The sequence below is a fragment of the Arthrobacter sp. LAPM80 genome (assembly GCF_046736435.1).
GTDB lineage: Bacteria > Actinomycetota > Actinomycetes > Actinomycetales > Micrococcaceae > Specibacter.
On the sequence record NZ_JBCHVD010000012.1, the window covers coordinates 25,046 to 44,510 of the forward strand.

Genomic DNA, 19,465 nt, shown 5'->3' on the forward strand with positions numbered 1-19,465 from the left:
GGACAGGAGTGCTCAGCCCTAAACTTCAGAAGACGTCAGCACTTGCCATGAACCTTCATCAGAAAGGCGCAGTTCACCGAGCCTGGCTGCCAGAGACCGTAGCATCACCGCTGCGTCTTGGATATATGTTGCCCAGAGACCTTCGAATCCCCACCGGTTGTGCATCGGGCGCGGATCCTTGGCCTGGTCGTAGACGCCTGGAACAACGTCAATTTCAAGACGGTTATCGAGTGTCATCGCAAGACAGAACTTGGCAATGCCTTTGCCCCGATAATCCGAGTCGACAGCAAGTTCGTGAACCACGACCACATTTCGGGGGCACACGACCATCCCCTCAATACGACTATCGGAGCTGGCCATCGATGCGAGGGTCCCCTCCCACGAGTCATCACCCTCAAGACCGTGCACTAGAGCAAAACCCACACCTCTCCCGGCGCATCGGGCTATCGTAAGTCGCCCTCCAATGTGTGCAAGTTGTTCGGGCCCCAGCCGACAATTTGAGATAGCTCGTCCGGGTCTTCAAAATACTGACATGCCGAGAACGATGAACTAAAGACGGCTGCGACCTCCACCGAAACTGATGAGGGGGCAACATCGCCAAAAGACCGGTACGTGTGCTGCAACGTAGCGGAAGCTTCAGACATGAAATGAGTCTGGAGTTAGGGGGGAAAAGTACCAAAAGTCAAGGATTGAGAGGTCGAATATGTCGTCAAATGGACAGCATCTTCCATGTATCTTGGATTTGTTGTCAGTGAAGTAGTTTGTCTCGGCTGAGGATCATTCCGGCCACCACTGCCGTTCAACCCCAACGCACCCTTCATCCTCGTTCAAAGGCATCAACTGACATGTGCGGAAGCGACACCCGTAAATGCCTCAACCTGACACCGGTTTCTGACAGCGGCTGTGGGTGCTGCTCCACGGACTCGACACCCATGATTCTGCCCCCTCGGACCTACCCGGGACTGCGGGAACGAGGTACGACCTGGAAGGCCTAACGTGCGGGCATTGTGTGAAAACCGTGGAAACGGCCGTCTCAGCCGCGGCAGGAGTCGCATCGGCTTCCGTTGACCTGGTAACCGGCGGCATCTCAACGCTGACCATAACCGGGGATCCCAAGCAGACATCAGTCCTTACCGCTGTGAAAAACGCCGGTTACACCCTAGTCGGAATCTAACCAACGGCAGGCTGTCTCTGCACTACTGAGCCAGGAGTGATTGGACAACCACAACCACCCCGCCGGACCCCCATCCAACGACACAGCTCCGCAGCAGGGCCTGCCCGGCGCGCATTCCACCCCCATTCAAACGATGATGGAGCATGCTGGCGTGGCCGATGATGACCATGCCGTGCACAGTGAGGGCCAACACGCCGGGCACAACACCGCCATGTTCAAGAACCAATTCTGACTGACCTTCATCCTGTCCATCCCTGTCGTGTTCTTTAGCCCTATGTTCGGGCACCTCCTTTGTTACACCGTGCCCCACTTCCCCGTTTCGAGTTGGATCGCGCCACTGTTGGGTTCGGTGATCTTCTTCTACGGCGGCCAGCCATTCCTCGAGGGTGGGTGGCAGGAAACCAAATCACGCCAGCCGGCCATGATGTTGCTGATCTCCATGGCCATCACGGTGGCGTTCATTGCGTCCTGGGTGACAAGTCTGGGCAGTGGCGGCTTCGACCTGGATTTCTGGTGGGAACCTGCCTTGCTGGTGGCCATCATGTTGCTGGGGCACTGGATCGGGATGCGGGCATTGGGTTCTGCCCGAGGCGCTCTTGACGCCTTGGCCGCACGATTGCCCGATGAGGCCGAGCGGGTAACCGATGGCGGCACCGAGACCATCAGCATCGCAGAATTAAACCCCGGCGACATTGTTCTGGTTCGTCCTGGCGCTAGGTTACCGGCCGACGGCGAGATCACCGACGAATCCGCGGAAGTGGACGAGTCGATGATCACCGGCCAATCCAAAACTATTCCCCGCACGGTCGGAGACCCAGTAGTGGCAGGCACCGTGGCCACCGATAATCTTTTGCGGGTGACAGTGACAGCTGTGGGCGATGACACTGCGCTGGCCGGAATTCAGGGTCTGGTGTCCGAAGCCCGATCCTCAAAGTCCCGAGCACAGGCACTGGCTGATCGGGCCGCAGCGGTCTTGTTCTCCTTCGCCGCTGGCTCCGGCGTCATCACTTTCATTGTTTGGTCACTGTTGGGCAGCGTTCCCGACACCGTTACCCGCACCGTGGCAGTACTCGTCATCGCCTGCCCCCACGCCTTGGACCTGGCCATCCCGTTGGTCATTGCCATTTCCACCGAACGCGCAGCTAAGGCAGGGGTATTGATCAATGACCGGATGGCTTTGGAGCGGATGCGCACCATCGACGTCGTCCTCTTCGACACGACAGGTACCCTGCCCCAGGGCGAGCCAGCCCGGACCGACGTCACGGCCGTTGAAGGACTGTGCACGGATGAATTGCTGGCACTGGCCGCCGCCGTGGAATCCGACGGTGAACACCCCGTGGCCCGCGCCATCATCACAGCTGCCAGCAAGCCCGACAGTTTAACTCTGGAAGCCACTGCTTTCCAATCGATGACCGGCCGCGGAGTCTAGGCCACCATTGATGGTTCCACCGTGGCCGTCGGCGGTCCAGCACTGCTGAAAGAACTCGGACTCACCGAACCGGAGGAGATCGCAACCGCAACAACGGGTTGGATGGACCCCGGTGCTTCAGTGCTTCACGTCATCGAGGATAGCGCCGTGATCGGCGCCGTCGATCTGGAAGATGAAGTCCGTGCGGAATCCTTACAGGCAGTCCACGCCTTGCAGTGACGTGGCATCAAGGTTGCCATGATCACGGTGACGCGCAGCAGGTGGCCGATACTGTCGCCGCAAAACTGGGCATCGATGAGGTCTTTGCCGAAGTTCTGCCCCACGACAAGGACCAGAAAGTTGTCGAGCTCCAATGCCGCGGCATGAAAGTTGCCATGGTCGGTGACGGCGTCAATGACGCACCAGCCCTGGCCCGGGCAGAAGTTGGTATCGCGCTCGGTGCGGGAACGGACTTAGCCATGGAATCAGCAGGAGTGCTCTTAGCTGGCAACGACCCCCCGCGCGGTGCTCTCCACCAAAGATCTTTCCAAAGCCAGCTACCACAAGATATGGCGAAACCTGATCTGGGCCACCGGTTACAACATCATCTCCGTCCCATTGGCTGCCGGGGTGCTGGCTGGCGTCGGCTTGGTGCTCTCACCGGTGGCTGGAGCCGTGCTCATGTCACTATCCACCATCGTGGTTGCCCTGAACGCCCAACTGCCGCGCCAGCTCACCGGAACCATCCAGTACACTCCGGTACACTACACAACGACCATCACCGCCAAGCCACCAGAAAGGATCCCGTCATGAACGCCTCAAGTACGCTGTCACTGCCTGGATCCTTGCTGCGTTGGGTGGGTTTAATCACGCTGACGGTCGCTACGGTGGGCGGTCTTCTAGGCATGCACGTGATCGGCAACGCACAGGCTGCACCGGTGGCGTCCGTCCACATCAGCAGTGCTGGCACCTCGGTAGCAGCCCACGTGACAGAAGCTCCTGCTGCTGCTCATCCCGCAGCAGCACCAACCATGTCAGTCGCCGACCATGCCGAGGTTTCGGCAGTGGCCTCCTCCCACGGAAACATGAATGTGTGTGGGTGTTCACCCTTGGGATGCGAGATCCCCATGGCCAGCCACGGAGCTTGCATCCCCTTCGCCGGGGCGGCTACGCCAGCGGCCCCGCAACCGGGCCTCGTGCCCGACCCTGCCGCTGGGCCCACCATCTCGGGCCATCAGGGATACAAATGCGCAGGGCGCATCCCTGACCCTCCTTCGTTGACTCAACTCTCCATCAGCAGGACGTAAACCGTTCGATTCTGACCTGTCACTGAGTGACGGGTCCTCGTTAACGCACCCCGCCGAGGGGTGACGTCCATCTGTAGTGAAACTTTTGAGTTGAGGACTGTTTACTGTGAAGAAAATTCTGACGATTTCCGCCACCGCCCTAGCCGCCGTTATTGCTCTGTCCGGTTGTTCCACCAGCGCCGATGCAGGCTCCATGGAAGGCATGGACCATGGCAGCTCGGCCATGTCCCCCACGCAGACCCAAGCCATCGGTGCGGGCCACAATGCAGCGGACGCAATGTTCGCCCAAATGATGCTGCCCCACCACTCCCAGGCAGTGGAGATGAGTGACATCATGCTGGCAAAACCCGACATGGACGCAAAGATCACCACTCTTGCCAAAGAGATCAAGGCTGCCCAGGCCCCGGAGATTAGCACTATGACCAACTACCTGAGCGCCTGGGGCGAACCCACCACCATGACCGGTGATCACGCCATGGCCGGCATGATGACCAGCGCGGACTTGGACAAGCTCAAAGCAGCTCAAGGATCCGAGGCAGCCAAATTGTTTCTGACCCAGATGACCGCACATCATGAGGGTGCCCTCGAGATGGCCAAATCTGAGGTCGCTGACGGTAAGAATACGGATGCCGTCACGCTGGCGAAATCGATTGTTTCCAGCCAAGAAGCTGAAATCAAGGAAATGAAAGCGTTGTTGGCAACTCTCTAGCTGGCACCTACTCCAACCATCGGTGGCGGCCCGGTCCGTCTCTGGCCGCCACCGGCCACCGTGCCCTCCCTTCCTCCCTCCTGGAGATCTCAGTGACCCCCCGCAACGTGTCTCTCAGCAAGACCACTCGTTTCTCGATTGCCGGAGCGGCCCTTGTCCTGCCGTTGCTATTGGCGGGTTGCACATCAGCAACCACACCCACCCCGCAAACGACACTCGCATCCACCACCCAACATGTCCATGGGATATACGTGGACCAGATGTCCTCGAAGGTCCTGCTCGCAAGCCATGATGGCCTCTATGCCGCCGCCGGCAAGACCCTCGTCAAGGTCAGCACCGACACCATTGACCTGATGGGATTCACGCCCACTGCAGATCCCCGAGTGTTCTATGGCTCCGGACACCCCGGACCCGGATCAGCACTGCCGAACCCGGTCGGGCTCATCCGCTCCACGGACGCCGGCAAAACATGGGTGACCCTCTCTCGCCAGGGCAAATCAGACTTCCATGCTCTCAGCGCCACCGATCATGGCTTGGTGGCCTTTGACGGGAAGTTGCGCACGAGTGCCGACGGCATCACCTGGGAGACATCCTCGGCTAGCTTCAGCCCTGCGGTGTTGGCAGGAAATCCAGCCACCTCGGTGGTTCTGGCCACCACGCAGCAGGGATTACAACGCTCCACCAACAGTGGATCGACTTGGAACGCTGTCCCGACCGCCCCACTAATGCAGTTCGTGGCCTTTGCACCTTCGCCCGAGAAGGCCCCCACCGATGCCGTGGGGATTGCCCCGGATGGCAGCGTTCACGTCTCTACGGACGCGGGCCTGACATGGACAGCCGCGGGGAGAGTTAAAGGTGAAGTTCAGGCTGTGACCGCCCTGGCGCAAGCCAGCGGCAAGCCGGCAATCTGGGTAGCCACAGCAGACGGTGTTCAAAGCTCCTCCGACGGCGGGGCCACCTTCGGCCCGGTCACACCATAACACCGTGGGCGCTGGTGAATTCTTCGCCACCAACGTCATCGACAACCGAAACTCGGATCTAGCCACTAAACGAAGTTATCAATCACACGCTGGGGGATGCGACACTTACCACTACAAAATGTGCGCCATTTTATCGTTGAAATCCACCTCGCGGACAAACTCGTACGGCTGCCCGGAACCGGAGCGCTCCCGCTGCCGCGGCTACCCGGTTGGTAAGACGTCTTGTATCCCTAGGTTATAAGTCTCCAGCAGGTGGGTTTTTGCCAGATCCCGGTCGCGCCGGGCGTTGCCGGTGGCCAGCGGGCTCAAGTTGAGGTTGGCCGCTGCGGCGATAAGGCCGGCGTCGTGCCCAATCTCGGCAGTAGCCGACAGGAAAGGCACGGCACCCCGGACGCTGGTCCACAGCTGGGTGGCGATGAACGTTGCCGTACTTTTTGGTGCGGCCAGCATATAGGTCCCGAAGCGTCGTTCGACGGTGTGCTCACAGTACCCTCACCCCGACCGGTTCGATGCTTCCAACAGAGCCGATGAAGGGCAAGGGCTTACTGGCGGCATGTGCCAGGGCAACGGGGAGGATCCGGATCGGCTTCCGCCGTTGGAGGGGACCATGAGTGCAGATGCCGGAGCCCATGTCACCGTTGAGAGTGCCCGCGCCTGGGGTGATGGTCTTGATAGTGGGAACTTGCCCCGTCAACAGTTTGGATGCAGAGGCTCTGGCAGCCTCGGCAGCGGCTTTTCGGGTCAGGATAGCGTGATTCACGGGGTCCTCGGTTCATTGCATGGCGAATCTGTTTCTAAGGCACCATCCGCGATGGAAAGAGACCAATCCCTGAAGTCACGGGGCAAGCCCACAGCGGCCGCGGGTTCCAGCCCCTCACCGTGTCGCCGTTCGGCCGAGCTGTTGCGTTTGCGCGGATGTCAATCTGTTGAGTCGAGCAATTCGAGGACGAAACGAGCCATCGCTATACGCTCTGCCATGAACGCCCGCAGTTCCTCCGAATCTGGTTCGTCCACGCGCTGGGACGGCACCGCAGACATCCCCGTAAAGAGCGCCATGGTCATGGCGAATCCTCGCCGCACCTCGGATTCCGGGATATTCACCCCAGACTCTGCCAGCCCCTCGCGGAACGCTTTGAGGCAGAGGGGTTCCAATCGGTAGAGTTCCTCACCACGCAGGCAGCCTTGATTGACCGGGCCGGCCAGAAGCTGGCCGAGATCGAATCCGGCGCAAGCAGCCCTATAGGACCCCCAGTCAATGACGACGAATTCCGTGCAGCCTTCCTGTCCACCGTGGGTGGCTTCTATCAAGAGGTTTTGCGGGCTGGCATCTCCGTGCGCCGGAAATGTCGGAAGCTCGAGGACTTCATGGACCAGCAAGTGGGCCCGGTCGGTAAGGGCGCGAAGCCTGGAAATGAGCTCTGCGTTGGCTGCTTCGGCAACTGCCGGTATTTTCCACGATTCCTCGCCTCGAAGGCTTGGAATATACACCGTGGTCCCGACTGAATCGAGATAGAACCGCAGGCGATCCGCGTCCTTTGCCGGAGACAAGACGGGTCCGCTGTCACGGACGGGTCCGCTTCCGGCCAGCCTTCCCAGCAGGTTCGCTGCGTGGCGAAATACCTCGTCGGTCCACCGGGCGTTGGAACATTCCGCGACGTCCTCCATCCAGATGGCGGTGCGTTGTTCATCAAGGGCCGTTATGGCGTAAACCTTCCGAAGGCGGCCGCCGTCAGGCATGGCCAACGCAAGATCTGAGGAATACACCTTGACCTCCGTGTGCCACGGGTAGTGACGGACCAACCCATCCTTGAAGTGAGCGGGCACCTGACCGATCCCCGACCACAGCGGCGGGGACTGGACCACCTTGACCACGGCACGGAAGGGCATTGCGTTCGGTGGCACACCGACGCGGCTTGTCCGGGCCGTTCCGGCAACCCGTCACAGACCCCCGGTTGTCATGTTGAACAGCGGCATCGCCATCTCCTCAGCGCTTGACTTCACGAGATCCACCGAGTGCTCGTGAAGGGCGGCTGCCGCCATTTTGCGCAGTTCAGCTGAGTCCGGTGCGGCCGAACCCAGCATGTCCAGGCTCTCCATCTTCACGGTGCTCATGGCCCACCCCTTGACTGGGACCGGGGTGCCCCCACCATAGATTAATGGTTAACTTGCTATACCAAAAATGGTAAAGTGGCTTTATGAATGCTGTCAACAGTGACTTGCGAATCGATCGCCGAGTGCCCATGCCAGCTCTATTGGCAGAGGCGTTCGAGAGTTTCCGGACGGCCCTGAACGCCGCACAGCTGCCCGGCCTCAGGCCCTCCCACTACCGGGTGATGTCCCTCATCCCCCAAGAAGGTCTCCAGCTGAGCGACCTTGCCAGGCTCGCCGCCATCACCAAAGCCGGCACCGGGCAGTTCATCGCGCACCTGCGGCGCGAAGGCTACGTGCTCGTTGACCGCAACCCTGCCGACCAACGGGCAAAAATTGTCACATTGACCCCCTTGGGCGCTGCCGCAGTCAGGGTGTCGCAGAACATTATCGCCGACACCGAGCGCCTCTGGGCCGAGACGCTCGGGGCGGACCGATACGCAGAATTGCGCCTTGCCCTCACGGAGGTTGCGGCGCTCTCAGAACACGAACCGGGCTAGAAGCCACGCCGGAACCCCCTGCGGGATGGTGTTATCCTGCACATCCTATCCAACGTTTTTGTCAAGGAGAGGGATTTCTTCTTCTCGATCGATGCCCGATCGACGCACCCGGTGTAGCCCGCGCGCCTGTTCGTCAGCGAGGATGTCCTCGAGCCTCCACTCCAGGCTTCGTTCGATCCCTCCAGCGGCCAGGAATCGAGTGTGACTGGGAGTGGACGTCATGTCCGGGGGAAGAATTCTGATGGGAAACCGGCTCGACGTCGATACTCCCCCGCGATGGGACTGCTGGGTGTGACTGAGGCAGTGCCACAGCCTGAGAGTAGCAGTTCTTGTGGCTTTGGGTTCCTTTAGATTTCGTTGCGGTTGCCGGCGGGGTCGACGTCGGGGCGTGCTCTAGCTAGGTCCGTCTGGGGACTGGAGATCCGGTGGGAGAGTCCGGGGTGCAATCACTGGCCGGTCCCGATATGTTGTGGTATCCGGAAACGCAGTCGACGATGCGGTCGGTGTGTTTCTGTCCCAGTACCAGCAGTCCGACGGCAAGCACGGCAGCAGCGATGACCGCTACCGCGACGATTCTCAAAGTACGTTGTCCTGTCGTGGACATGCCTTCCTTGCTCCGGCTCCGGACTCGGACCCGTCTTACGCCCAGCATAGCGTTGGCCACCCGGTTCTGATCCCCAATTCCGTGCCCGGGTTCTGGGTGGAGCGCTGAATCCCGGGTACGAGCGACAGCCTGCCGGAAAGAGACGCTGTATTTATAGCGGGAGGATGGTTCACCGTTGCTTTCGGAACTGGTGATTCCGGCCGGTACGGACAGAGCCAGCTGGATCGGTACGGCAGCGGGCCATTGTTGGGCCCCGTTGACACCTACTCAGGGATACGGCAGATCGGGCATCCCATCAAAGCACCATGGTCCGTAGTCCCGAGAGGCTGCCTGATTACACTCGGCACCGTCCGGGGAACGGTGGAACTGGCAACAATCACATCAGTACTCGGCTTACTAACCGAAAAATCCGTGCAGATGGAAGGTGGAGTCCATGAGGGTTTTCACGTGCTGCCTGCAAAGTACACCGGGCAAGTTACAAGGTCCCCTTACCCGCCAATTCACGAACACCTTTCCCGGAAGCCGTCCACAGCTGTCAACCGCATGGACTGGTATCCCCGGAACCGCACCGGTCCAGGAACTCGCTGTGGAGGAAACATGGCCAGCGACGGCGTTTTGCACCAGCAACGCTGACCAGTAGGGCAGCGATCGCGGCCCATGAGAGCTGCCGAGCCCGGATGTCAGTTAGAACACAACTCGCCAAGGACGCACTCCCCGCGAGCCTCATCACGCCCGACCGGCTGGTAAAACGGACACGAAGCGTGAGGGCGCTCGCGGTTTCTTGCCTCAACCAACAACGCCCCTCCTCCCGGATATCAGCGGTCGAGCTGGTCCCCACTGTTTGTTCATCGCAAGATACGTGCCCCCATACCCTTTCGGCCGCTGTCATCTGGGCAGAAACAGACCGCTTCAGCCCATAGGGCTCGTGTCGAGCATGCCCTCGAGACGGGCGTAGCTCGCCGCCGCGCTCTAGGTCCGGCCCGTTGCCCGCGCAGCATCACGTTGCTCCGCGTTCGCGTACGTGATGACGGGAGAGAGCAGCGGCTCTCACCGGTGGGCAAGTTGTCACCGTGTACCAGCTGCTCGATGATGCTTCGCGCTTCGATGTGGGCACTGCAGCGTACTCCCGTGCCGAGAACCGTGCCGATGCCAAGGAGGTCCTTGAACGAGCCATCAACGCTTACGGCCCGCGCCAAGCGGTGATTTCGGACAACTCATTGGCGTTCAACCAGCTGCGGGCCGGCAGGATTGGTTCCGTCGAAATCTTCCTCGTTTCCAAGGGGACCATGCCGATCAGCGTCCCTGCCGGGAAAACCCACCACGCAAGGCAAGAAACGAGCGCTCACAGCAAAGCCTGCGGCGGTTCTTGGACGCGCAACAGTCCGCCACGCTCGAGCAGTTCCAGGGCAGGATTAACCGCTTTCGGGACCACTACAACAACCGCCGTCCGCTCCAATCCGTGCACCATGCCACACCGCGTACAGCCTGGGATTTACTCGAACATACACCCACCACACAGCCGATTCCCTTATAGGTCCTGGAAGCGAAAGCCTCGTACTTCATGCAAGTCCGCACACGCCGGCAGGGAGACCTTGATCGGGCGGCACTGACGATCTCCAAGACCGGGGAAATCCTACCCGATGAAAACGCCCAAGACAGGGCCGCGGATCAGTCAGTCGTAGAGAGCACCCGCGCGAACCGGCAAGTCTATTACCAAGACTTCCATGTCTCCTTGCCCACGCCCTACGCCGACCGCCAGTTCTCTCGGACCATCACCAACGGCGCTTTCCTGCTCACCGACCCAGCCACAGGTGAGATCGTGTTCTCCTTCCCACTGCCGATGGTTGCCCTGAGTGTCCGTGGCCGCTATGTTGCTTCATACTCAGTTCAAGGTGTTCAGGCGGCGTACTCGACAAAACAACGGGACCTCAAATAAGACCACTACAAAGACCAATATGCCAAACGCCAAGAAGAACAACCGGACGTGATGGCCACTCGATATCCACCCACACAGCTACCGGCGCCACGATGCCGGTAGCTGTGTACAAAGTAGTGAGACCCGGTGTCAACGAAGAAACGAGATTAAGTGGCCCCGATGTAGCGAGATTACACACCGGAGGGCACCGTTACAGCCCCAGGTCCCTGATCGCGGTGTACCAGTCTCGGGCAACTGCGTTCTGCGCATCGATCAGCTTCACCCTGTGGTCACAGACCGCCTTGTGAAGGGTGCCCTCCACCGCGTCCTTCGGATTCGTGGTGCCGGTGGCGCCGGTACGGTTCAACTCCGGCCACAGGTTGGTCGCGGAGTTGGCGCCGCCAAGTTCCAGGGACACAAGATGGTCCAGCTCGATGGTGCGGTTGGGCGACTCCCCGTAGTCCAGCAGGCTAATGACCTTGAACCTGTCGGTGGCCGAAGCCGGAGGGCGGACCGTCGCAGTGTAGCCGCTCATGCAAATCGTTGAACCTAAGTTTCCCTCGGTGACGGCCGGGTCCACTGCACCGGGTGTGCAGGAAGGGTCCGGGAGAACCTCACCACTGGCGGCATCGATGACCTTTGCTATGCACTGGCCAGGTGTGAGCAGCTCGTCCACGTCAACGGCGCCCGGGGAATGGACCTCCCTGAGGGGCCCGCTGGCCGTCGTGGCAGCGATACCGACCCGCGGACGGGCAACGCCACCGTTTAAGAGGGTGGCGGCAGGCGATGCGCTGTCCACCTCTCTCGCGGCGGAGTCCGCAGAAGGAGCTGCGGAGGGCCCGGCGTCCGGCGCGAAGCAGGCAGTACCGAGGCCGAGTAGGGCCGCGCCGACGGCAACAGCGGCCAGGATGTTCCGGCGCGAAGTCATCATACTAAATTATGTGCTCGGCGACCCGAATTGCGCCCGTCAAATGTGTGAGACTTGCGATGGATACTGCCTCTTATGCTGCTATTTCTTTGACTTGATTTTGGTACACGGCCAGAGCCTTACTGAGGGAAGTTCCTGGTTTTTGACATGGGGCCGACGGCGATTTCACCAGGATTCGATGTAGTCCATGACCACGGTCCTGGCCGCCAGATGGTTAGGGAAGTCAAGGTGGTGGTAAAGCGCGGAATTCGGGTCCGAGAAGAATAATTCGCAGCGTGGTTCCGTGACTCATGGCACGGCGAACTTAGATTGACGTCCGATCCTATCGGCTCGCATGATTCTCTCTTATAGTCGGTCTGATCGCACTTATTCCCGCTTGCGTCCCACCCTGCGCCTACCAGTGTGCGGCAATGGCAATGAGATCCCGAGCCGGGCCGTCATGGGATGCCCCGCCTGCGCGCCACACCGCCGTAATGGTGCGCTTGAGTTGGATCCCACTCACCGGAACACGAATCAGGCGCCTGAGCACCACATCGTCACGGACTGCCAGTGCGCTCATGACCGTGGGTCCGGCTCCTGAAGCCACGGCCGTCCGGACCGCAGCGGTGGTTGTCAGCTCCATGCGGGGCGCTGCCTGTCGGGGGGTGCCTGCAGCCAACAATGCCTGGTCCAAGGCGTCGCGTGTCCCGCTTCCCTCTTCCCGCAAGACCAGCGGACTGCGTGCAAGCTCAGCCCCGGTGACCGGCCGTTTCCGCATAGCCCACGGGTGAGTGGGGCAGACCACCAAGACCAATTCATCTGTCCGGACCGCGGCGGAGTGAAGGTCTGCAGGAAGGAACGGGGTTTCTACAAAGCCAAGTGCAGCATTCCCGGCACGCAGATGCTCGATGGTTCCTGCGCTGTTGGAAACCACGAGCTTGACGATGGTTGCTGGTGTACCGGCATCTTCCTGTCCGCTGCGCAGCTCGACCAGCCAGCGGGGCAAGAGATGCTCCGCGACCGTTTGGCTGGCGGCAACCATCAATTCCTTAATGCCCTCGGAGCGCAAGGCCGCAGCTCCCACGTCCAGCAACTCGGCCGCGCCAAGCATTTCGCGGGCCCAGCGCCCCACGAGAGTGCCCTGCTCGGTCGCGATGCTTCCCGTGGGAGAGCGCTGAAGTAGTCCAAGACCCATTCTCGACTCCAGCGATCGCATCCGTGAGGAGACAGCCTGCTGCGTCAGCCCCAGTGCCTTGCCCGCTGCAGAGAAAGAGCCGGTCTCCAGCACGGTAACGAACATTTCCAAGGACGCTATATCCGGCATGCGCGTGCTAAGCATTGCCCCTCTTCCATAGGTAGCCAAAACAGCTTCAGGCACAAGTGGATCTTGTACCCCAACAAGTCTATGCCGTCTACTGGCAGGAGACTTCGAGCGGAAGAATGAAGTTGTGCAGATGACCACCAGCTTTCGAGAACCAGTAGATAACGACACCACAGCCCACGTAAGGGGGCCATCAATCCGTCCCCGCCGGATCTTGCGCGACCTTGAATACCCGGCACAGCTTTTCTCCAACATCACCCCCAACTGGTTTGCGTCGGTGATGGGCACAGGGATCATCGCCACCGCGGCGGCAACACTTCCCGCTCAAGGCCCGCTGCTGCATGGTGTGGCGCTCGTGATGTGGGTACTCGCGTCGGTCTTACTGATTTCGCTCCTAGCCGCAACAACCATCCATTGGATATTCCATACCGAAACCGCCAAGAGCCACCACAGACATTCGGTCATGTCGCATTTCTACGGCGCACCAGCCATGGCTCTGATGACCGTCGGGGCCGGGACTCTCCTTGTCGGCCGGGACCTGCTGGGCCCCGAACTTGCGCTGAGCATTGACATCGCACTCTGGAGCACCGGGACTGCTCTGGGATTGTTCATTGCCGTGGCTATCCCATATCTGCAGTTCACCAAGCACCAGGTAGGGCAAGATGCTGCCTTTGGCGGTTGGTTGATGCCCGTCGTTTCCCCAATGGTCTCGGCCTCCACCGGCGCCATGCTGCTTCCCTACCTTCCCCAGGGACAAACCCGACAGACCATGCTGCTGGCCTGCTACGCAATGTTCGGACTGAGCCTGTTGGCCTCCATGATGGTCATCCCGCATATTTGGGGTCGTCTCATCCATCACAAGGTAGGTGCAGCAGCAGCGGTCCCGACTCTGTGGATCGTGCTGGGCCCACTAGGTCAGTCCATCACCGCAGCGAATTTGTTGGGCGGCAACGCCCACCTAGCTGTCTCGGGATTCCTAGCCCAAGCACTAGAGGCCTTCGGGATCCTCTACGGGGTCCCGGTACTCGGATTCGCGCTGCTCTGGGCATCTATCGCCGCCATGGTCACCATCCGCACAGCACGTGAACACCTTCCCTTCTCACTGACCTGGTGGTCATTCACCTTCCCGGTGGGAACCTGCGTCACCGGCCTGAGCGGCCTAGCGGCACACACCGGGTTGGTTGCCTTCGAGGTCATGGCGGTAGCTGCATTTATCGGCTTGGCTGCTACTTGGTTACTTGTGGCGACCAAGACCTTCATCGGCAGCGCCATCCATGGCACCTTGTTCCTGAAGGTGTCGCCACAGGAAGCGGAAAAATCCCACGCTAACGCGGCGTAGAGCCAGATAGTCCAACGGACCGCAGCTTCCGGATTGAATCCAGGCAAAGCCCATCCGCAACCGGGACTGAGGTGGCGTTGTTCCATGACGATGCTTGTGTCGGTTACAGGGCGGAATCAGCTCGAGCGAATACTGTTGCTACATGGTGAAGATTCATGACGAGCCAGACTGCGGAAATGCTCCTCGAAAAGAGATTGTCAGAGATTTTGTTGTTTCCCTCGCGGAACGAAACAGTGAGCACGTCATGTCATTGCTCGCCGAGGATATCGCGTGGAAAATTGTAGGAGATCGAATTTTGACCGATCGCGAGACGGTCCTTAGGTGGGTTACGGGACTCCCAAAGGTTGATCAGGTGGTGTTCGGATCACTGCTTACTCACGGCCGTGGAGCAAGCGCCGACGGCGTGTTTTATTTAGCAGATGGAACACAAAGCTCGTTTTGCCATGTTCTACGCTTCGCCAGTGCAGTCAAGACCGCGAAAATCGTCGGCGTAAACACCTACGCCATCGTCCTGACCGCTGCCAGCTAGCTTCATATCGACAGCCCAGCATAGGATTCACCCGTGCCATTGGAAAGTCGGAGACTGAACCTTGAATTCGTGCGCTCGCGGAGCTAAAAAATGGCAAATACGGCTTTAGGGTACGGCTGGTCCGGGTAGGTGGTACCGCTTGTTTCGGCTAGGTGGTACTGCTGTGGTCTTCTTGTGAAACCGGCGGCGCAATCGGCGTTGCTGCGTTGAACTGGAGGGCCCTTTGATGGCGGATTACGGTGCGATCATGGCGTTGGTGTTGGAACGCCGAAGTTACAGCGAGATTGTTCAGTTGGTGGGTTGTTCACGCCGGGAGGTTTCATTGGTGAACAAGACCGTCAAGGCCCGTGGAATCACCGCGGGCCACGCGGCGTCATTGAGCCGGGATGAACTGGCGGAGTTGTTTCCTGACGGGCGGAAGGACGTCTCGGCCGGGTTTGTGCAGCCGGACTTCGCGGGGATTGTGAGGTCGATGAAATCGAATCGGCATTACACCTTGCAGCAGGCCTGGCACCGGTATGTGCAGGCGCCTGCAGTGCAGGAAAAGAAGAAGTACGGGTATACGCAGTTCTGTCAGTTGTTCAATGACTACGCGGCGGTTCATGAGGTCGTGGCCACCTTGCATCACGAACCGGGCCGGGCGATGTTGGTGGATTGGGCCGGGGACACGCTGCCGCTGGTTGACGCCGTGACGGGCGAGGTGAGCAAGGCGTATTTGTTCGTGGCGGTGTTGCCGTATTCGGGCATGGTCTTTTGCAAGGCGTTTACCGATATGAAGCAGGAGGCGTGGAACAGCGCCCACGTTCAGGCTTTTGAGCGCTATGGCGGTGTCACCCCTATCGTGGTCCCCGACAACGCTGCGACAGCAACGAACCGGCACAGCAAGGGTGATAGCACCCGGGTCGTCAATGCCAAGTATCAGCAACTGGCTGACCATTACGGCACGGCGATCGTGCCGGCCGGGGCAAATCGTCCCCGTCACAAGGCAGCCGCAGAATCTGCGGTCAACGTCGTCAACAAGCGGGTCATCGGGTACTTGAGCGAGGAGCTCTGGATGACGTTGGCGGAGTTGAACATGGCCATCGATGAGCGGGTCGATGAGATCAACGAACGGATCAAGCGCGTGGATGGATCGACCCGGGGCGGACAATTCACCGCAGAGGAAGCACACTTGCTGCAGTCTCTGCCGGTGGAACGGTTTGAGTCGGTGGAATGGAAGCAGCTGAAAGCCGGACGGAATTACCATGTCACCGCCGATTACCAGCATTACTCGGTGCCCTACAAGCTGACCGGCCGGATTCTGAAGGTCCGGCTGACCGGCGTGAAGGTCACGGTCTTTGACGGCGAGGCGGTGGCCTGTGAGCATCCGCGCAAACACGGGCGCAAGGGCCAGTACTCGACCCTGGCCGAACACGTCCCCAAGCAGCACCAGGACATCGACGGGTTGTGGTCCCCGAAGTGGTTCCTTGACCGTGCCCGCCCCTTTGGCCCGGCGACCGTCGCGGTGATCACGGCGATCCTTGAACGAGCGAAAATTCCGGCCCAGGCCTTTCTGGACTGCCAGAACATCCTCGGTGGCTTGGGCAAGAACAACAGGCAGCGTTTGGAAGCAACATGCCAGCAAATCCTGAACCAACACGGCTATCCGACTTACACCACGCTCAAGCGGTTGATGGCCTCGATGAACAGTGACAGCCAACAAGCTCCGCCGCCACTGCCGGCGGCACCGAACACGAAGAAAGCCCCGGCCTGTACCGACATTGGTGAACACATTGATGTGTATGTTCGCGGCGCTGACTACTACCAGGAAGGCCGGTAGCCGGGAATGTTCACCAGTGTTGACTACGAGAAATTCCGGGCGCTGCGCATCACCCAGGTCGCCCTTCAACTGGAGGAACTGCTCAAGGATGACGGCAATGACCTCAAGACCCCGGAGGAGCTGTTCCTTACCGCTGTGGATGAGGCGCTGGAGGTCCGGCGCTCAAACCGGATCGACAAGCTCATCGGCAAGGCCCGGTTCCCCGTCCCGCACGCATCGATCGAAGAGATCCGGTACATGCCAGAACGGGGTGTATCCTCGGTGCGGATGCAACGCTACGCCGCTCATGATTGGCGGGCTGACCCGACGAACCTGCTGTTGATTTCTCCCACCGGTGCCGGGAAAACCTACATTGCCTGCGCGATAGGGATTGCCGCGTGCCATGCGGAGCAATCGGTCCACTACACCCGCATGGACGAGCTCGCACTGGAACTGGTCATCTCCCGTGGAGACAGGATCGCGCACCAGAACCTGCTCAACATGCTCAGCAACGTAGATTTGCCCATCGTCGATGACTTTTTAACGATCGGCATCGATGAGACGGCCGCGAACGACCTGTTCACGATCCTGGTCAACAGGGACCAGCGCCTGCCCACCATGATCGCCAGCCAGTCAGGGCCGAGATACTGGATCGAAAGCCTGCCCGAGAAAGTCGCCGCTGATTCCATCGTGAACCGGCTCGCCAGCCGGGCCCGAACGATCAACCTCGGCGCCATCGACATGCGCCGGCTGCACGCCGAAGAAGCACGCGACGCAACCGACCACTGGGAATAACCGCCACACCCAGGAAAGGCACCAACGCACACCCGGCGGCGGTCAACCCCGGTACTGGCCAGAAACCCGAGTCAGCGGCTCCTGGCCAGTACCGGGTCCCCGAAACCAGCGGTACCACCTGTCCGGACTGCCCGTACCATCAGGCTGAATTTGCCAAAAAAGTCGCACCTTGGCAGTTCCGGAGGGGAAGCCCTTGTGGGGCTGGCTATTGCTGTGCCGCGTCGTTGGACAGATATGCCGCCGCTTTGGGTGGGAGCCGAGGCTGGGCAGCACGAAGGCACTTCACTGCGGAGATGTGAGAATCTGCCGGAATTATGCCGGCTCGGTGGAGGGCGTTCTTCGCCCCACTCACGTGCCACCGGTGGCGTGCCGGGCGGGTCGGATGGCCAGGCAAATATGTTCTCCAACCGCCGAAGGGGATCTTCTGTGTCCCCCAACATTTTTGCTACAGGGTGCATCCTCTCAACGACCCGTTGAATACAGCTTAGATAACGTGCCAGATAATCCTCTACTCCAAGCAGTTCCGGAAGTCAGAGTCGATCACTGGATTGAAGGAACTCCGGAAGAAACGAAGACGGGTGATCTCTAAGTGCGTCCAGCGGGGAAGCCTTGGCGGGCACTGGTGAAGTGGTTGACCTGGGCTCGATTAGGGTTGATCCGCCTCCGCCTCAAATAATGCATAACCGCTTCCATGACGGTTGCCACGGCGTAGGCCGAAACGGCAACAACTGCCTCAATGAGCGTCGCGGTTTTGTGTCACGCAACCGCCACTGTCGGTCGGCCTCGATATTCTGCTGGTTACGCATGTCAAATACGAGGAGCTGACCGCTGATGCCATCAACGACCGCAAGACGGCCACCGACGGTGAGTACGATTAGCGTGTTTGCCCTGGCATTGTTCATGTTTGTGCTCAGCGTGATAGCTGTGGTGTTCTGGACGCCGATCGATGAAACCTTTGTCAATCGTGCGGATGCGGCCGGGGACTTGAGTCTGCTCCTTCCACATCCGACTGCACTCTGGCTCGTCCTCCGCGCCATGAGCTTCGTTGCCTTCCTTATGACCGTGATCGCGTTCGTCACAATGTGGAAATCGCGGACGGAACGCACAAATGTCCAGAGTGGGGACCGGGCACCCGAACAACTCCGCCCACCCATTCGGCAGCACAAGCGCGTCCCATAGCCGAACATCTTGCGGGACCGCATGGAGCGCTATCCTCTGTCGTTGCCAAGGGAAGCCGTTGCATTACCGCAGACGGCACGCTGCACGCGGGCGCTCACACTGGCAGCGGATGGTCCGTGACCGCACGGTTCCCGGCGCAGGAAGGCGCACCATGGCAGCGGTAGCTGGCCCGACCACGCTCCCTATCCGGGTGCTGCTCGTTGATGACCAGACACTGGTCCGCATGGGATTCCGCATGGTGCTCGACGCCCAAGACGGCGTCGAGGTGGTGGGCGAAGCCGGGGATGGCAGGACTGGGATCGAGATGTGTCGTACCCTGGCACCGGACGTGGTGCTGATGGATGTGCGCATGCCGGGCATGGACGGCATCGCTGCGACCGCGCTGATCGCCGATGAGTGCCCCCAGTCACGCGTCATTGTCCTCACAACCTTCGACCTCGATGAGTATGCTTTCGCGGCGCTCCGGGCCGGTGCCAGCGGCTTTCTGCTCAAGGACGTCGGGCCAGCTGAGCTGCTCGCATCCATCAAAGCGGTCGCTGGAGGAGACTCCGCCATTTCCTCCAGAATCGGCCGCCGGATGCTGGACCTTTTCAGTCAAAGGCTTCCCTCCGGTCACCCAGATTCCGGTGACAACGCGGTCGCGGCCCTGACTCCCAGAGAATCGGAAGTTCTCTCGGCCATCGCCGCCGGACTGACAAACTCCGAGATCGCCCAACAGATGTTCGTGTCCGAATCAACGGTTAAAACTCATGTGGGCCGCATCCTGATGAAACTTGGGCTGCGGGACCGTGTGCACGCCGTTATTTTCGCCTACGAACATGGCCTGACCAGCCACCACCGGTTAGGCTGACT

At 60.1% G+C, this 19,465-nt stretch carries 18 protein-coding genes and 1 pseudogene; 13 read left to right on the top strand and 6 right to left on the bottom strand.

Annotated elements, in window-relative coordinates:
• Nucleotides 1–18: 18 nt before the first annotated feature.
• On the bottom strand, nucleotides 19–360 hold the full coding sequence (locus tag AAGW05_RS12870) for a hypothetical protein (protein WP_411804940.1): 342 nt from the start codon (nucleotides 358–360) through the stop codon (nucleotides 19–21).
• A gap of 547 nt (nucleotides 361–907) precedes the next feature.
• On the opposite strand from AAGW05_RS12870, the gene AAGW05_RS12875 reads away from it, so the two are divergent.
• The 5 genes and pseudogenes from AAGW05_RS12875 to AAGW05_RS12895 all read left to right on the top strand — a co-directional run bounded on the left by AAGW05_RS12875 (nucleotide 908) and on the right by AAGW05_RS12895 (nucleotide 5,578).
• Entirely contained in the window at nucleotides 908–1,174 is a 267-nt protein-coding gene (locus AAGW05_RS12875) for a heavy-metal-associated domain-containing protein (protein ID WP_411804941.1), read from the top strand.
• A 133-nt stretch (nucleotides 1,175–1,307) separates the two neighbouring features.
• Nucleotides 1,308–3,395: pseudogene (locus AAGW05_RS12880) on the top strand (copper-translocating P-type ATPase).
• Nucleotides 3,392–3,889, top strand: a complete 498-nt coding sequence (locus tag AAGW05_RS12885; RefSeq protein WP_411804942.1) for a hypothetical protein — start codon at nucleotides 3,392–3,394, stop codon at nucleotides 3,887–3,889. Before AAGW05_RS12880 ends, AAGW05_RS12885 begins: the two are co-directional and overlap by 4 nt.
• A 193-nt stretch (nucleotides 3,890–4,082) precedes the next feature.
• On the top strand, nucleotides 4,083–4,598 hold the full coding sequence (locus AAGW05_RS12890) for a DUF305 domain-containing protein (RefSeq protein WP_411804943.1): 516 nt from the start codon (nucleotides 4,083–4,085) through the stop codon (nucleotides 4,596–4,598).
• A gap of 92 nt (nucleotides 4,599–4,690) precedes the next feature.
• Nucleotides 4,691–5,578, top strand: coding sequence for a F510_1955 family glycosylhydrolase (locus AAGW05_RS12895; RefSeq protein WP_411804944.1), 888 nt, complete (start codon nucleotides 4,691–4,693; stop codon nucleotides 5,576–5,578).
• A 201-nt stretch (nucleotides 5,579–5,779) separates the two neighbouring features.
• Here the strand turns inward: AAGW05_RS12895 and AAGW05_RS12900 are convergent, their stop codons facing one another.
• The 3 genes from AAGW05_RS12900 to AAGW05_RS12910 all read right to left on the bottom strand — a co-directional run bounded on the left by AAGW05_RS12900 (nucleotide 5,780) and on the right by AAGW05_RS12910 (nucleotide 7,690).
• On the bottom strand, nucleotides 5,780–6,028 hold the full coding sequence (locus AAGW05_RS12900) for a hypothetical protein (RefSeq protein WP_411804945.1): 249 nt from the start codon (nucleotides 6,026–6,028) through the stop codon (nucleotides 5,780–5,782).
• A gap of 468 nt (nucleotides 6,029–6,496) precedes the next feature.
• Nucleotides 6,497–7,480: a phosphotransferase gene (locus AAGW05_RS12905; RefSeq protein ID WP_411804946.1), complete on the bottom strand. Its 984-nt coding sequence runs from the start codon at nucleotides 7,478–7,480 to the stop codon at nucleotides 6,497–6,499.
• Nucleotides 7,481–7,516: 36 nt separating this feature from the next.
• Complete coding sequence (locus tag AAGW05_RS12910; RefSeq protein WP_411804947.1) at nucleotides 7,517–7,690, bottom strand: hypothetical protein; 174 nt, start codon at nucleotides 7,688–7,690, stop codon at nucleotides 7,517–7,519.
• Nucleotides 7,691–7,773: 83 nt separating this feature from the next.
• On the opposite strand from AAGW05_RS12910, the gene AAGW05_RS12915 reads away from it, so the two are divergent.
• From AAGW05_RS12915 to AAGW05_RS12925, 3 genes are all read left to right on the top strand, one after another.
• Nucleotides 7,774–8,226, top strand: a complete 453-nt coding sequence (locus tag AAGW05_RS12915; protein ID WP_411804948.1) for a MarR family winged helix-turn-helix transcriptional regulator — start codon at nucleotides 7,774–7,776, stop codon at nucleotides 8,224–8,226.
• 1,820 nt (nucleotides 8,227–10,046) lie between these two features.
• Nucleotides 10,047–10,364, top strand: a complete 318-nt coding sequence (locus AAGW05_RS12920) for an integrase core domain-containing protein (RefSeq protein ID WP_411805012.1) — start codon at nucleotides 10,047–10,049, stop codon at nucleotides 10,362–10,364.
• Nucleotides 10,365–10,391: 27 nt separating this feature from the next.
• Nucleotides 10,392–10,766 (top strand): hypothetical protein, encoded by a 375-nt coding sequence (locus tag AAGW05_RS12925; RefSeq protein WP_411804949.1) that lies wholly within the window; start codon nucleotides 10,392–10,394, stop codon nucleotides 10,764–10,766.
• A 190-nt stretch (nucleotides 10,767–10,956) separates the two neighbouring features.
• Here AAGW05_RS12925 and AAGW05_RS12930 read toward each other — a convergent pair whose 3' ends face one another.
• The gene (locus AAGW05_RS12930; RefSeq protein ID WP_411804950.1) at nucleotides 10,957–11,673 is read right to left on the bottom strand and encodes a hypothetical protein; all 717 of its coding nucleotides are present in this window, start codon (nucleotides 11,671–11,673) and stop codon (nucleotides 10,957–10,959) included.
• A gap of 394 nt (nucleotides 11,674–12,067) precedes the next feature.
• Nucleotides 12,068–12,991: a LysR family transcriptional regulator gene (locus AAGW05_RS12935; protein ID WP_411804951.1), complete on the bottom strand. Its 924-nt coding sequence runs from the start codon at nucleotides 12,989–12,991 to the stop codon at nucleotides 12,068–12,070.
• A 115-nt stretch (nucleotides 12,992–13,106) separates the two neighbouring features.
• Between AAGW05_RS12935 and AAGW05_RS12940 the strand changes: the two genes are divergently transcribed.
• From AAGW05_RS12940 to AAGW05_RS12960, 5 genes are all read left to right on the top strand, one after another.
• Nucleotides 13,107–14,312: a TDT family transporter gene (locus AAGW05_RS12940; RefSeq protein ID WP_411804952.1), complete on the top strand. Its 1,206-nt coding sequence runs from the start codon at nucleotides 13,107–13,109 to the stop codon at nucleotides 14,310–14,312.
• Between the two features lie 142 nt (nucleotides 14,313–14,454).
• Nucleotides 14,455–14,841, top strand: a complete 387-nt coding sequence (locus AAGW05_RS12945; protein ID WP_411804954.1) for a hypothetical protein — start codon at nucleotides 14,455–14,457, stop codon at nucleotides 14,839–14,841.
• A 247-nt stretch (nucleotides 14,842–15,088) separates the two neighbouring features.
• On the top strand, nucleotides 15,089–16,660 hold the full coding sequence (gene istA / locus AAGW05_RS12950) for an IS21 family transposase (RefSeq protein ID WP_411804955.1): 1,572 nt from the start codon (nucleotides 15,089–15,091) through the stop codon (nucleotides 16,658–16,660).
• Between the two features lie 6 nt (nucleotides 16,661–16,666).
• On the top strand, nucleotides 16,667–17,434 hold the full coding sequence (locus AAGW05_RS12955) for an ATP-binding protein (RefSeq protein WP_411804956.1): 768 nt from the start codon (nucleotides 16,667–16,669) through the stop codon (nucleotides 17,432–17,434).
• Between the two features lie 1,330 nt (nucleotides 17,435–18,764).
• Nucleotides 18,765–19,463, top strand: a complete 699-nt coding sequence (locus tag AAGW05_RS12960) for a response regulator (RefSeq protein ID WP_411804957.1) — start codon at nucleotides 18,765–18,767, stop codon at nucleotides 19,461–19,463.
• Nucleotides 19,464–19,465 lie beyond the last annotated feature (2 nt).